General features: G+C 72.8%; 11 protein-coding genes. 4 read left to right on the top strand and 7 right to left on the bottom strand.

Translation table 11 applies throughout. The annotated features are described in order from the left end of the window. The first annotated feature begins 12 nt into the window (after positions 1-12). The gene (locus tag ACGFYU_RS15660) at positions 13-579 is read left to right on the top strand and encodes a hypothetical protein (RefSeq protein WP_393828035.1); all 567 of its coding nucleotides are present in this window, start codon (positions 13-15) and stop codon (positions 577-579) included. Positions 580-596: 17 nt separating this feature from the next. Here ACGFYU_RS15660 and ACGFYU_RS15665 read toward each other — a convergent pair whose 3' ends face one another. The 7 genes from ACGFYU_RS15665 to ACGFYU_RS15695 form a co-directional block, all read right to left on the bottom strand. Further along, positions 597-1,646, bottom strand: a complete 1,050-nt coding sequence (locus ACGFYU_RS15665; RefSeq protein WP_393827822.1) for a glycosyltransferase — start codon at positions 1,644-1,646, stop codon at positions 597-599. Further along, positions 1,643-4,942, bottom strand: a complete 3,300-nt coding sequence (locus ACGFYU_RS15670; RefSeq protein WP_393827823.1) for a DUF4082 domain-containing protein — start codon at positions 4,940-4,942, stop codon at positions 1,643-1,645. The genes ACGFYU_RS15665 and ACGFYU_RS15670 overlap by 4 nt, the downstream gene beginning before the upstream one ends. Positions 4,943-4,959: 17 nt before the next feature. Further along, positions 4,960-6,075: a DegT/DnrJ/EryC1/StrS family aminotransferase gene (locus tag ACGFYU_RS15675; RefSeq protein WP_393827824.1), complete on the bottom strand. Its 1,116-nt coding sequence runs from the start codon at positions 6,073-6,075 to the stop codon at positions 4,960-4,962. Next, positions 6,072-7,049 carry a NeuD/PglB/VioB family sugar acetyltransferase gene (locus tag ACGFYU_RS15680; RefSeq protein ID WP_393827825.1) on the bottom strand — a complete coding sequence of 326 codons (978 nt, stop codon included), beginning with the start codon at positions 7,047-7,049 and terminating at the stop codon, positions 6,072-6,074. The genes ACGFYU_RS15675 and ACGFYU_RS15680 overlap by 4 nt, the downstream gene beginning before the upstream one ends. 5 nt (positions 7,050-7,054) lie before the next feature. Then, entirely contained in the window at positions 7,055-8,197 is a 1,143-nt protein-coding gene (locus tag ACGFYU_RS15685; RefSeq protein ID WP_393827826.1) for a DegT/DnrJ/EryC1/StrS family aminotransferase, read from the bottom strand. A gap of 116 nt (positions 8,198-8,313) precedes the next feature. Further along, positions 8,314-9,318 carry an NAD-dependent epimerase/dehydratase family protein gene (locus ACGFYU_RS15690; RefSeq protein WP_393827827.1) on the bottom strand — a complete coding sequence of 335 codons (1,005 nt, stop codon included), beginning with the start codon at positions 9,316-9,318 and terminating at the stop codon, positions 8,314-8,316. A 63-nt stretch (positions 9,319-9,381) separates the two neighbouring features. After that, a complete protein-coding gene (locus ACGFYU_RS15695) occupies positions 9,382-10,464 on the bottom strand; it encodes a Gfo/Idh/MocA family protein (protein WP_393827828.1) in 1,083 nt (360 codons plus the stop codon). Between the two features lie 324 nt (positions 10,465-10,788). On the opposite strand from ACGFYU_RS15695, the gene ACGFYU_RS15700 reads away from it, so the two are divergent. From ACGFYU_RS15700 to ACGFYU_RS15710, 3 genes are all read left to right on the top strand, one after another. After that, positions 10,789-11,655 (top strand): glycosyltransferase, encoded by an 867-nt coding sequence (locus ACGFYU_RS15700; RefSeq protein ID WP_393827829.1) that lies wholly within the window; start codon positions 10,789-10,791, stop codon positions 11,653-11,655. A 114-nt stretch (positions 11,656-11,769) separates the two neighbouring features. Further along, positions 11,770-13,107 carry an MFS transporter gene (locus ACGFYU_RS15705; protein WP_393827830.1) on the top strand — a complete coding sequence of 446 codons (1,338 nt, stop codon included), beginning with the start codon at positions 11,770-11,772 and terminating at the stop codon, positions 13,105-13,107. An 8-nt stretch (positions 13,108-13,115) separates the two neighbouring features. After that, positions 13,116-14,129: a TolB family protein gene (locus ACGFYU_RS15710; protein ID WP_393827831.1), complete on the top strand. Its 1,014-nt coding sequence runs from the start codon at positions 13,116-13,118 to the stop codon at positions 14,127-14,129. The last annotated feature ends 294 nt before the right edge of the window (positions 14,130-14,423 follow it).

Here is a 14,423-nt window from a genome sequence, read left to right on the forward strand (position 1 = left end):
CTGGTCGTGGCGATGGCGCTGGCGGCCGCCGGAGCCCACCAGGTGCTGCGCCCCACTCCGACGTACCTGAGTTCGGCGATCATCGTGCTCAAACCGCCGGTGACCGGCAACCAGCCCAACCAGCTCACCAATCTGCAGCCGCCCCTCGCCGCCGTCTCCTACGCGGCCGTACAACAGCTGCAGTCGCCCGCCGGAGCCGGCGAGCTGCGCGCCGCGGGCGTCGACGGCACCTACCGGCTGATCCCCCGCAACAGCGGCACCAGCGTGACCCCGAGCTACCTGATCCCCTCGCTGCAGATCCAGGCCGAGAAGTCCGGCCCGGATGCCGCGGACGCGGCCGTACGGAAGATCATCGAGCTGTACACGAAGCACGTGACGGACCTGCAGTCGCAGCAGGGCATTCCCGACGCGGCCCGGATGAGCATCACCCTCCTGGTGCCTCCGAACGCGGTGGCGCAGAGCGGCACCAAGAGCCGCGGCCTGGCCGGGCTGGCCCTGCTGGCCGTGGTCGGCGGAGTGCCGGCGGCCCTGTGGACCGACCAGCTGCTCGCCCGCGGGTCCCGACGGGCGAGCAGCTGACTGGAACGGACGGTCCATCAGATCCCTCGGCGCTTCCAGGACCGCCACCACAGCCACTCGCGCCCCCGGTCGACGACGGCCGACAGCACCAGCGGCTGGAGGTACGGCATCACGCCCGCCCCGATCCGCCGGCGCAGGCGCAGCGCCCGGTACTCGCCGAGCGCGGTGTAGCCCCCGGGCAGGCACTCGGCGGCGAACGCCACGAGCTCGTCCACCGGAACGACCCCGGTGCGCCCCCGGTCGTAGGCCCGGTAGGCACGCCGCAGCGCGTACCGTGCGAGCCGGGTGCGCGCCGCCCGCGACAGCCGGTCGGCCTCCGGGAGCAGGTCGGCGCACTTCTTCAGCACCGAGTCGAAGGCGACGAGGCGCTGGCGCAGGTCGTCGAGCTGCCCGCCGAAGTCCGTGGTGGACATGTTGTTGCCGTGGACCCGGTAGAAGGCCTGGTCGGCGCCCTGGACGTAGCCCACGTCGGCGTGCGCCGCGAGCCGCATCCACATCTCGATGTCACCGGCGTGCGGGAGCTCCGGGTCGTAGCCCCCGACCTCGCGCTGGAGGCTCGTACGCACCACCACCTCGGGTGAGGTGATGCACCCGGTGCCCTCGCGGAACCGGCGCTCCAGCCACCACCGTCCCGGGTAGACCACCGAACCGGTGCCGCGCGTGCGCGCGGCGGGCAGCGGCCCGCCGTGCCGGAAGCGCAGCGGCCTGCCGTAGGCGAAGCCCGCCTCCGGATGCGCGTCGAGCAGGGCGGCGGCGCGCACCAGGGCCCCGGGGACCAACCGGTCGTCCGCCGAGAGCAGCGCGACGTAGTCCCCGTCGGCCCACTCCAGCAGGCCCTCGTTGTAGGTGGCGATGTGGCCCTGGTTCCGCTCGTGGACCCGTACCTCGATCCGCGGGTCCTCGGCCGCCAGGGCCCGTGCCACGTCCGCGGAGTCGTCGGGCGAGGCGTCGTCGATGATCAGTACCCGGACGTCGACGCCCTCCTGTTCGTCCAGGACGCTCTTGACGCAGTCGGCCAGGAAATGGCCGTACTTGTAGCAGGGGATCACCACGCTGACCGTGCTCACTGGTCGGTCACCTCCGAGGCGGTGGTTGACTGCGCGGTGGCGGGCGGGGTGGTGGTGAAGATCGGGCCGACCCAGTAGTTCACCGAACCGAAGGTGTTGGCGGGGAAGGTGGTGGCGGCCCCGTACTTGTAGAGGCCGTTGGCGGCGCCGGGGGCGTCGGCCGGGGCGACCAGCGGGTAGGAGCGGTGCGCGGCGCCGAAGTAGCCGCCGTCCACCGCGTAGTTGCCGTTCGGCGCGTGGTAGGAGGCGACGTAGGTGGTGCCCGCGGTGACGGGCACCGGGGTGGCGAACTTGAGTTGCTGCCATCCGGTCAGGGTTTCGCTGCCGAAGGTGCCGGTGGCCAGCAGCGTGCCGTCGGCTCCCCACAGACTGCCCGTGTGCGTGCCGGAGTTGTTCGGCCCCTTGTAGAAGGTGACGCCGGTGATGTAGCCGTTCACCGCCGACTGGAAGCGGGTGCCCAGCTCCACCGAGTTGGGGTCGTTACCCGTGTTGGCGGTGCTCGGAGTGGCCGTACCGCTCCACAGCGTGCAGGGGCAGTTGACCGTCGGCGGGGTCGCGCTCGTGGTGAAGTTCCACGTGACCGGAGCGGTCATGGCATTGCCCCACAGGTCCGAGGCCTGCACGGACGCGGTGTACGTGGTGTTCAACGCCAGCTCGCCTGCCGGGGTGAACGTCGCGCTGTTCGACGCGCCGAGGACCTTGCTGCCCGGCACGGCGTTGCCGTTCGGGTCCTTCAGGGTGAACACCAGGGTGTCCGCGTCGACCGCGTTGCTGAAGTTCGCCGTCACCGTCGCCGTGATCGCGGTCCCGGTCGCCGCGGACTGCGGGGTGATCGAGGTGACCGTGGGCGGAGTCGTACTGGCCGTGGCGGTGTCCAGGACCGCGTCCACCCAGTAGTTGCTGCCGTTGGACGCATTGTTCGGGAAGCCGCCCGTGGTGCTGTAGCGGTAGACGCCGTTGCCGCCGTCGGTGCCGCTCTTCAGCGCGGTGAGCGGGGCCAGCCCGGCTTCGGCCGAGGCGAAGGTGTTGTCGTAGGAGTAGCCGCCGTTGGGTGCGAAGTAGGAGGCGATGTAGGTGGTGTTGGGCTTGATCGGCACCGGGGAGGAGAAGTTCAGCTGCTGCCAGCCGGACGCCGTCTCGTTGGTGAAGGTGCCGGTGGCCAGGCGCTGGCCGCTGCTGGTCCACAGGCTGCCGGTGTGGGTTCCGGTGTTGACGGGGGACTTGTAGAACCGGATGCCGGTGATGGAGCCGGGCACCGACGAGCGGATCTTCACGCCGAGTTCGACGGCGCCGCCGTCACCGCCGTTGACCGTGCCCGGCACGGTCGCGGCCGGCCAGACGGTGCACGGGCACTGCTGAGGGCCGACGGTCACCGCCACGGTGGTGGTGGCACCGATGTTCACGCTGTCGTCCACCGCGCGCACCTTGATCTGGGCGGCGCCCTGGGAGGTCGGCGTCCACGTGTAGCTCCAGGAACCGAGGCCCGTGGTCGCCTTCCAGGTGGTACCGCCGTCCGTGGAGATCTCCACGCGGGCCACCACCCCGCCGCCGGTGTCGGCCGCGGTGCCCTTGATGGTCACGGGCTTCAGGGCCGGCACGGTGGCGTTGGCCGCGGGGGTGGTCACGGTGACGCCGGGTCCCACGGTGTCCGTGGAGGCCGTCGCGGCGACCAGGTTGCTCTGCAGGGACTTGGGCTGGACGCCCATGTCGGCGAACACGTTCACCGTGGCCTGCTGCATCCGCTTGTCCTCGGTGACCACCGCGTCGTCCGGATTGCCGGTCGGCATGTTGGTCAGACCCCAGGACCACTGCACCGTGCCCGCGCCGAAGACGAGGGCGTGGGAGGTCTGGTCGCGGAAGGCGACCAGGCTGTGCGTCGCGGTGCCGTTGCCGTAGGTGTTCCCGTAGTCGAGCCGGTACTTGCCGTCGTTGATGTCCACCGTGGTCGAGGACATGGCGATCTGGCCGGGTGGCCGGTAGCCGTCCTCCACGTCGCTGTCCCATTCGTAGCCGAGGGTGCCGACCGGGAACGTGGCGGTCTGGGAGGGGGTCAGGGCCGCGACGGTGGTGCCCCGCCACAGCCGCATCTTGGCGAAGGAGCCCGGCACGGTGATCGCGTCGGCCCGGTAGCCGTTCACGCTGAACAGCGAGCCGGTCAGCTGGTTCTGCGGCTGGTAGGTCCGCCCGTTGGTGCCGCTCTTCGGGTCCATGAAGGTGCCCGTCCAGATCCCGCTCGGGTCGGGGACGCCGTTCGGCGTGGGGAAGGACAGCTTGGTCTCCTTGTAGCAGACCAGCGTCCTGTTGGCGGTGTTCGCGCCGTCGATGCTCGGGGCGAGTCGGGTCTTCCAGAAGACCTCGTTGCCGCTGAAGTAGGTCTGGTTGACCCCGGCGCGGCGCGCGTTCAGCGCGTTGGTGAACTGCTCCTGGGTCCAGTACTCGTCATGCCCCGAGGACATGAAGACCTTGTGGTTCTGCAGCTGCGTGGCACCCCGGGTCGACATGTCGATCCCGGACATGTAGCTCACGTCGTACCCGTTGCGCTCCAGCCACGAGACCATCTGGTACTCGGAGCCGTAGATCCCGTTCTCCCCGCCGATGTCCATCGGCCGGTTGTAACTGACCTCATACGCACGCCCGTCCGGGGCGGGACCGGCGCCGTCGTACAGGTCCTGGCCGCCGTAGTTGTTGTACGCCTGCCAGGTCTGGTCGCTGGTCTGCACCACGATGTCGGAGTGGCTGGAATCGTTGCGGACGACGAACGGGTAGGGCATCACGCCGTTGCCGTCCGCCTGGTCGAAGTTGGCGATGTACAGGCCCGAGACGGCGTCGGACGGCACGCTCCACGACGCGGTCACCGGCCAGTTCCCGCAGTCGACCAGGCCCGTGGCGGCCTTGGTCGTACAGCTCTTGGGATTGCCGCCCGGCGCGAAGTTCGCCGGGTACGTCTGGGCCGCCTGCGCCGCGGTCGACATCAGGCGGGCCCCGTTGCCCCCGTAGTGGCCGAGCCGGTAGACCGAGACGCGGTAGGCGGTCGGCGACTGGATCTTGAACTGCAGCGTTTCGCCGGCCTGGACGCTGGTCTGGGCGGGGAACCCCTTGATGTCGCCGTACGCGCCGGCCGCGAACCAGTCGGACATGGGAGTGCCCGGCTTGGAGTTCTCGCACACGATCGCGTTGCTCCCCGGGCCGCAGGGGTCGGCCGCACTGGCCACCACGGCCGGCGGCAGGACCGTGGCCATGAGAGCGGCGACCACGGTGAAGAGACCGTATCGGAGGAGCCTTCTCCGTCTGTTCATCTGTTCCTCTTCCTGCGTCAGCGCAGCGCGCCGGCGAGCGCGTCGACGACCCGCTGCTGTTGGGCAGCGGTGATCTGCGGGAAGAGCGGAAGGGAGAGCATCCGGTCCGCGGCCCGCTCGGCGTGGGGGAAGTCACCGCGGCCGTGACCGAGGTGACGATAGGCGGGGGTGAGGTGGACCGGGGCCGGATAGTGCACGCCCGCACCGATGCCCTCCGCGTTGAGCTTGCCGACGACGGCGTCCCGGTCGGCCCCGTCGACCCGTACGACGTACAGGTGCCACACGTGGACGTTGCCCTCGGCCGTGACCGGCAGGGTGACCCGTCCGGCGGCCGCGAGATCGGCCAGCAGGGCGTCGTACCGGGCGGCGGCGGCCCGCCGGGCCGCGTTCCCCTCGGCCAGCCGGGCCAGCTTGGCCCGCAGGACGACGGCCTGGAGCCCGTCCAGCCGGCTGTTGAACCCGGCGACGTCGTGCACGTACTTGGCGACCCCGCCGTGGTTGGCCAGCGCCCGTACGAGGCCTGCCGTCTCCTCGTCGTCGGTCACGACCGCGCCCGCGTCGCCGTACGCGCCCAGGTTCTTGCCCGGGTAGAAGCTGGTCGCGGCGATGCCACCGCTGCCGGGGGAGCGGCCGTCGCGGGTCGCGCCCTGGCTCTGCGCGGCGTCCTCGACGATCCGTACGTGCGCCGGGAGCCGCGCGGCCAGCGCGGAGGTGTCGGCGCACTGCCCGTACAGGTGGACCGGGACCACCGCGCGGGTGGCCTTCCCGACCGCGTCCAGCGCGGCCCGCGGGTCCATCAGGAGGGTGTCGGGGAGGCAGTCGACCAGCACCGGACGGGCACCGATCCGGGCGACGGCGCCCGCGGTGGCGATGAAGGTGTTGGCGGGCAGCACCACTTCGTCGCCGACGCCCACCCCGCTCGCGCGCAGGGCCAGTTCGAGGGCGTCGGTGCCGTTGGCGACGCCCACGCAGTGCCCGACCCCGGCGAAGTCGGCGTACTCGCGCTCGAAGGCGGCGACCTCCTCACCGCCGATGAAGGCGGTGCCGGCCAGCACGCGGCCGAAACCGGCGCGCACGTCCTCGGCGACCTCGGCGTGGGCCGCCTTCAGGTCGACGAGCGGTATCTGGTTCATATGACTGGGCTCCCCATCCGTGATTCCGGCCGTGTGTCAGGTGTGCGTGATGCGGAGGCCCCGGGCCCCGGCGTGCGTGATGCGGAGGCCCCGGGCCCCGGCGTGCGTGCTTCGGTGGTCCCGGGCCCCGGCGTGCGTGCTTCGGTGGTCCCGGGCTCGGGCGGGCGGGCCTCCGCTACACCTGCTTCCGGCGTCCGTGCCTCCGGCCGGCCGGGTCGGTTCGTCTGGTCGGAGTCCCCAGAAGCCGTCGCGTCGCGCGCCTCGCGCGATTCGCGCGCCAGCTCGTCGAGCGCCGGACCGCCCGCCCCGCGCAGCCGTCGGGCCGGGCTGCCCGCCCAGACCTCGCCGGGCGGCACATCGGCCAGGACCGTGCTTCCCATACCGGTCAGGGACCAGGCGCCGACCTGCGTGTACTCGCGGACCAGCGACCCCGCGCCCACGTACGCCCCCCGCCCCAGCCGCACCCCGCCGCCGAGGCGGACCCCCGAGGCGAGCGTGGCGAAGTCCCCGACCGTGTCGTCGTGGGTGAGGACCACCTGCGGCATCACCGCCACATGGGCCCCCACCCGGACGGCGGCGGTCAGCACGCAGTGTGCGAGCAGCACCGAGCCCACTCCGAGCGTCGAGGACTCCGACACCACCGCCGTGGGGTGGACCACCGTCGCGTAGCGGTGCACGGGCAGCCCCAGGCGCCGCACCAGCCGGGCCCGGACCGCGTAGTCGCGGGGACTGCCGACGCAGACCACCACGCGGGCGTCCGACAGCTCGTGCACCCGCTCGCAGCCGCCCAGCACCGGCACCCCGTCGACCTCCCGGCCGTGCAGGGCCGGGTCGTCGTCGAGGTGCCCGGCGACCCGCCAGCGCGGGGCACGGCCGCGCGCCATGTCGGCGGCGGACACGTCCCGTACGGCCTGCGCCGTCTCCCGGGCGAACCCGCCGGCGCCGACGATCAGCAGCTCCTCGGTGCCCGGCATGCCGCTCATCCGCCGGCCGCTTCGCGCAGTGCCGCCACCACCCGGTCCTGCTCGGCCTCCGTCATGGTGTGGAACAGCGGCAGGATCAGGGAGTCGCGGCTGATCCGCTCGGTCACCGGCAGCGGAGCCGCGCCGTGATCCGCGTAGGCCGGTTCCAGGTGCGAGGCCATGATCCCGCGCCGGGCCGAGATGCCGGCCGCGGAGAGCCGGGCGAGCAGCTCGTCCCGCCCGACCGGGAAGTCCTCGGCCGGCAGCACCCAGTACGACTGGAAGTTGCCCTGGCCGTAATCGGGGTCCCGCACGGGGCGCAGGCCCGGGACCGCGCCCAGCAGCTCCGCGTACCGGGCGGCGAGCGCCCGCCGCCGCGCCACGATGGCGTCCAGCTTGCGGAGCTGCACCAGGCCGACCGCGGCCTGGATGTCGGTCATCCGGTAGTTGTAGCCGACCTCCAGGTAGCTCTCGACGATCGGCTTGCTGCTCGCGTGCCGCTGCGCGGCGGACACGTTCATGCCGTGCTCGCGCAGCCGGCGCAGCCGCTCCGCCCACCGCGCGTCGTCCGTGGTGATCATGCCGCCCTCGCCGGTGGTGATCACCTTGCGGGGGTGGAAGGACCAGGCGGCGAGCAGCGCGCCGTGGCCGACGGACTTGCCGCCCACCGTCGCGCCGATGCCGCAGGCGGCGTCCTCCACCAGCGGGAGGTCCCACTCGGCGCACGCCGCGCGCAGGGCGTGCACGTCGGCGGGCACCCCGCCCTGGTGGACGGCGAGGACCGCCTTCGTACGGGGGGTGCGGACCGCGTCCACGGTGGCCGGGGTCAGGTTCCCGGTGGCCTCCTCGACGTCCGCGAAGACCGGGCGGGCCCCGACGTAGCGCACCGCGTTGGCCGTGGCGATGAACGACAGGGAGGGGACGACCACTTCGTCGCCCGGACCGAGCTCCAGCGCGATGAGCGCCAGATGCAGGGCGGTGGTGCACGAGCTCACCGCGATGCCGTGCTCGGCCCCCACCCGGTCGGCGAAGGCCCGCTCGAACTCGGCGACCCGGGGGCCCTGGGCCACCCAGCCGGAGAGCACCGCGTCGGCCGCGGCCTTCGCCTCCTCCTCGCCCAGCCACGGCACCATGACGGGGATGCGGTCGGGCGCGGGCACCGACGAGGGTGTGGGTCCCGGCGCGGTGAGCGGCCCCGGTGGGGCGACCGGCGCTGGCCCGCCCACCGGCGCGGGTTCCGGCCAGGCGACCGGCCCCGGCGTGGGTTCCGGCGCGCTCATCGGCCCGCCTCCCCGTTCGCAGCCCGGCCGGAGGCAAGGGCGCGCTCGGCCCGCCACCACTCCACCAGGTCCCGCAGCCCGCTCCGCAGATCGATCTCCGCGGTGAAGCCGAGGCGCCGCGCGGCCCCGGAGGTGTCGGCGAGCCGCCGCGTCACCCCGTTCACGGCGCGGGCCGGGCCGTGCACCGGCACCAGCCCGTCCGCGCCCATCGCCTCCAGCAGCCCGAGCGCGAGGTCGAGCAGGCTGGTCTCGGTCCCGCTCGCGACGTTGAACACCTCGTCGGTCAGATCCGACTCGGCGGCCAGCAGATTGGCCCTCGCGATGTCCCTGACGTCGACGAAGTCCATGGTCTGGGTGCCGTCGCCGAGGATCAGCGGTGGCTCGCCCGCGGCGATCCGCTCCATCCAGCGGATGAGCACCTCGGTGTACAGCCCGTGGATGTCCATCCGGGGCCCGTACACGTTGAAGTAGCGCAGCGCCACGTAGTCCAGTCCGTACATGGAGTGGAAACTGCGCAGCACACCCTCGTTGAAGGCCTTCGCCGCCCCGTAGAAGGTGTCGTTGTTGTACGGGTGGTGGCGCTCGGTGGTCGGGAAGGTCTCGGCGAGCCCGTAGACCGAGGCCGAGGAGGAGGCGATCACCTTGCCCACCCCGGCGGCGGCCGCCGCCTCCAGCACGTTGAACGTGCCGTCCACCAGCACCTCGTTCGCCAGCCGCGGCTCCTCCGCGCACTGGGTGATCCGGATGGCGGCGAGGTGGAACACCAGGTCGGCGCCCTCCGTCGCCTTGCGCACGGTGGGCACGTCGCGGATGTCGCCGTCGACGACCTCCACCACGCCGCTCGGCAGCGCGCGGGCCAGGTTCGCGGTGCGCCCCCGGACGAAGTTGTCGAGCACCACGACCTCGCGTGCCCCGTTGTCCACCAGCAGGTCCACGACGTGCGAGCCGATGGTGCCCGCCCCGCCCGTGACCAGGATCCTCTTGCCTTCTACGCTGCTCAACGCCCCGCCCCCACTGACTCGGTCATGCTTTTCCGTGTGCGCGTCTTCTGTGCGTGCGTACGATCAGCGACCGGTGCGCAGTCCGACCACGGCACCGCGGAACTCCAGGCTCCTGGAGGCCGCTTCGAGGATGTCCAGCACCCGCAGCCCGGCCCGGCCGTCGGTCAGTGCCGGCCGCCGCGTCTCGATCGCGTCGGCGAACTCCTCGACCATGCTGCGCAGTGCTTCCTTCTCGCCGATCGCGGGCGCGACCATGTCGCCGGTCCGGTAGGAGACGAGCATGTCGCGGCGCTCGTCCGCGCCGATCTCCTGCGAGGCGGCCAGGTCCACCCCGCGGTCGAAGACCGCCACCCGCTGGGCGGGGTTGAGGTCGTCCCAGACCAGGGTGCGCTTGGAGCCGCCGACCATGGTGGTGCGCACCTTCGTCGGGGAGAGCCAGTTGACGTGCACGTGCGCGATGGCGCCGGTGTTGAGCTGGAGCGTCAGATAGGCCACGCAGGACTGCCCGGCCCCGATCGGGTCGGCTCCGTGCGCGGCGACGGCGACCGGCTGGACGTGGTCGGGGAGGATGAAGTCGAGGATGGAGAGGTCGTGCGGGGCGAGGTCCCACAGGACGTCGATGTCCTTCTGGACCAGGCCCAGGTTGATCCGTACCGAGTCGACGAACTGGATCTCGCCGAGCTCGCCGGAGCGGACCATCTCCCGGATGCGGGCCACCGCCGGGGTGTAGCAGTAGGTGTGGTCGCACATCAGCGTGAGGCCGCGTTCCTCGGCCTCGGCCACCAGCCGCTGGCCGTCCTCGTACGTGGCGGCGAGGGGCTTCTCCACGAGGACGTGCTTCCCGGCGCGCAGGGCGGCCAGGGCCACGTCCAGATGCGTCCCGGCCGGGGTGGCCACGGCGACGGCCTCGACGGCCGGGTCGGCGAGGACCGCCGCGTAGTCCGCGGTCGCCTGCACGGTGGAGTATCGGCCGAGCACCTGCTCGGCCCGGTCCACGTTCAGATCGCAGAGCCAGCGGAGCCGGAACCGCGGACTGGACTGGAAGTTGCGGACGAGGTTGGGACCCCAGTAGCCCGCGCCGACCACGGCGACACCTAACGGGTCCCCGGGCTCCCGGCCGCCCGCGTCCTGCACCGTGTCCTTCACAGCGTTCCCCTTCCTTCCGCGACGCACGCCGGCTGGCGTGTCGACAACTCATGGCCGGGACGCGTGCGAAGGATGGAGGTGCCGTCGGCGGCGGGCCGGACGCGTGCGCGACCCGTGCGTGACCCGCTCAACGGTGATGGCCCCCCACAACCGATGCCCTACGTAAGCCGCCTGCTTTCGCCCCCCGGCGTTCCGGATTGATCCCCACATCGCCGAAGCGCGCCGAATCCGGTCGGCGACGTTCAATCTAGTCCACCAGGCGTACTGCTGGGCAGAGTTGGGGGAATCGCCCGGTGCACGTGTTCGAGCGTGCATACTGCCCGGGTGACCAGCATCGTGATACCGGCCCACAACGAGGGCCGGGTCATCGGCCGCCTCCTCGACGCGCTCCTGGCCGGCACCGAGGCCGAGGACGCCGACATCGTCGTCGTGTGCAACGGCTGTACGGACGACACCGCCCGGGTCGCGGGCGCGCGCGGCCCCCGCGTACGGGTGGTCGAGATCCCGACTCCCTCCAAACACACGGCACTTCGGGTCGGCGACGAGCACGCGCGGGGCTTCCCCCGGCTGTACGTGGACGCCGACGTGGTGGTCGGGGCCGCCGATGTACGGGCCCTGGCGGGCGCGTTCGCCGGGAGCCCGGAGCTGCTGGCCGTCGCGCCGGACCGGGAGATCCCGCTGACCGGGTGCGCATGGCCGGTACGGGCGTACTACGGGGTGTGGCAGCTGCTGCCCGCCGTCCGCGAGGGGCTGTTCGGCCGGGGGGTCATCGGGGTGTCGGAGGCGGGGCACGCGCGGATCGCCGCGCTGCCCCCGCTGATGGCGGACGACCTGGCCGCCTCCCAGGCCTTCGGGCCGGGGGAGCGGCGCGTGGTCGGGACCGCCCGGGTGGTGGTGCATCCGCCGCGCACCTGGTCGGACCTGGTCAGGCGGCGGATCCGCGCGGCGACCTCCTCGGCCGAGTTCGAACGCTTCCAGGCGTCCCGGGGGGACGGGACGCCGGGCGCGCCGCCCTCCGCCCGCACCGGCACGGCCGATCTGCGCGCCCTGCTGCGGGCCCGGCCGCGGCTGCTCCCCGGGGTCGTGGTCTTCGTGGCGGCGGCCCTCGCCGCACGGCGGGGATCGCGCAAGGCCATCCGGAACGGGGACTTCTCCACCTGGCTGCGGGACGAGAGCAGCCGGCGGAACTGAGCCGGTGGGGCGGGCCGTTCGCGCCGAACGCCCCTCCGTTGCCCCGTACAACCACTATGTTTCCACTCGTACGTTCGAGTGATGTGAGACCGTCGCCACCGGGAGCTCCAGACCATGTACCTCGCGGACCGCTCCGCCCCCTCCGGGGCGCAGACCGGGCCGGACCGCGGAGCCTTACGGGCACCCGCCGTCACCTCGGCCGTCCTCGCACTCGGCACGGTCAGCATGATCACCGACATCTCCTCCGAGATGGTCACCGCCGTCCTGCCCCTGTACCTGGTCGCGGGGCTCGGCCTGAGCCCCCTCGGCTTCGGCGCGCTCGACGGCGTCTACAACGGGGTCAGCGCCCTGGTGCAGCTGACCGGCGGACACCTCGCCGACCGGGTCCGCAACCACAAGCTGATCGCCGGACTCGGCTACGGCCTCTCCGCCCTGTGCAAGCCGCTGCTCCTGCTCGCCCACAGCCTCGGCCCGGTCGGCGTGGTCCTCGCGCTGGAACGCACCGGCAAGGGGCTGCGCACCGCCCCGCGAGACGCCCTGATCTCCCTGTCCGCGCCCGCCGGGGCACAGGGGCGCGCCTTCGGCGTACACCGCGCCATGGACACCACCGGGGCGCTGCTCGGCCCGCTCGCCGCCTTCCTCATCCTGGGCGCGGTGGCCGACGGCTACGACACCGTCTTCGGCGTGAGCGCGTGCGTCGCCGCGCTGGGGGTGGTGGTGCTGGTGCTCTTCGTACCGGGTACACCGGCACTTTCAGCCACGGCCGGGCAAAATCCGGCCCCGCCGGCGTCTGAGGCGCGGGGTCCGGGGCGGAACCCCGGCTCCCGGCACAGCCGGGCGCACCCCACCGCGGGCCCGCGGGAGGCGCTGGCGCTGCTGCGCCTGCCCCGGCTGCGCGCGCTCGCGGCCTGCGCCGCCCTGCTCGGCCTCACCACCGTCAGCGACGCCTTCGTCTACCTGCTCCTGCAACGCCGCACCGGCATCGGCGAGCAGTGGTTCCCGCTCCTGCCCCTCGGCACGGCCGCCGTGTTCCTGCTGCTGGCCGTGCCCGCCGGGGCCCTCGCCGACAGGATCGGCCGGCGCACCGTGTTCCTGACCGGGCACGCCCTCCTGCTGGCCGGGTACGGGCTGCTGTTGTGGGCCCCCGGCTGGCCGGTCCTGCCCTACCTGGTCCTCGTCCTGCACGGCCTGTTCTACGCCGCCACCGACGGGGTGCTGCCGGCCGCTGTCGCCGCCACCGTGCCCCGGCAGCTGCGCGCCACCGGCCTGGCCCTGGTCGGCACCGGCCAGGCGCTGGCCCGCTTCGGCTGCTCGCTGGCCTTCGGCGGGGCGTGGACGCTGTGGGGCCCCGGCCCGGCCCTCTCCGCCGCGGCGGCCGGCCTGCTGTGCTCCGCCGTGGTGGCCGGCTTCGTCCTGCGCCCGACCGCCCCCGCCGCCGACCTCTCCCCGTGAGGAACCCGATGACGCTGTCCCGCCGCCTGCTCGTCCTCGCCGCGGCAGTGCTCCTGCTCGCCGGCCTCGCCATCACGCTGGTGCTGCGCGGCGCCTCCCGCGCCGACCAGCCGAAGGCGGGCGGCCCGGAGGTCGGCGCGGGCCGGGTCACGCTCACCCAGCAGGACACCCTGGCCTTCCTCAACGTCGGCGGGGGCCCGCACCGCGGCGCCCTCGTCTCCGTCCCGGCCCAGGCGCCCGAGGGCGGGCGCGCCGCCTCCGAGCTCACCTGCCAGCGCTTCCACGCCGCCGCGGGCACCGGCGTGTGCCTGCGCTCCACCCCCGGCGCGCTCGCCCAGGACAACCGCGCCCTCATCGTCGACGCCGAGCTGCGCACGCGGCGCGGCTTCCCGCTCGCCGGCACGCCCAGCCGGGCCCGGGTCTCCCCGAGCGGCCGGTTCGCCGCCTGGACGGTCTTCGTCTCCGGCGAGTCCTACGGCTCCGCGTTCTTCTCCACCCGTACCGCGATCGTGGACACCCGTACCTGGGAGCTCGTACCCAGCCTGGAGGAGTTCGCGATCCTCATGGACGGCAAGGAGTACCGCGCGGCGGACGTGAACTTCTGGGGCGTCACCTTCTCCAAGGACGACGACACCTTCTACGCCACCCTCGCCACGGCCGGCCAGACCCATCTGGTCAAGGGCTCGATCTCCCGCCGTACCGTCACCACCCTCGCCCAGAACGTCGAGTGCCCCTCCCTCTCCCCGGACGAGACCCGTATCGCGTACAAGAAGCGCGTACAGCGCGGCGCGTCGCTGTGGCGCGAGCACGTGATGGACCTCGCGACGCTCCGCGAACACCCCCTGGCGGAGAAGCGCAGCGTCGACGACCAGGCCGCCTGGCTCGACGACCGCACCCTCGCCTACGCCCTCCCCACCGAGGGCGTGGTCGACAGCACCGACCTGTGGACCGTCCCCGCCGACGGCAACGGCACCCCCCGCCTCCTGACCCCGTCCGCCTCCTCTCCGGCCCGCCTCGGCTGACCGCGCGCCGGCGTCGCCTCCGGATCCGTACCGGGTGTGAGGGGCCCGTCACCGCACGCTCCTTCCGAAAACCTGCACATCGTGTGCGTGTCCGGGACGGGCCGCCTCCACAACTCCCCGAAAGGCAGGGGTCATCGCCGCTGATTGGTGGTGGTTTGCCCCGTTAGGTTCCTTGTAAGCAACGGGGGGCGCGTATGTGTTACTCGATTCTGTGGAGAAGCCGTCACTTTTCGGTGAATGAAGCTGCACGCGGGTCGGGAGAGGTGGTCATCCGGCGGTGATGGGGCGTCAACG

This window comes from Streptomyces sp. NPDC048337 (assembly GCF_043201175.1).
In the GTDB taxonomy this organism is placed as follows: domain Bacteria; phylum Actinomycetota; class Actinomycetes; order Streptomycetales; family Streptomycetaceae; genus Streptomyces.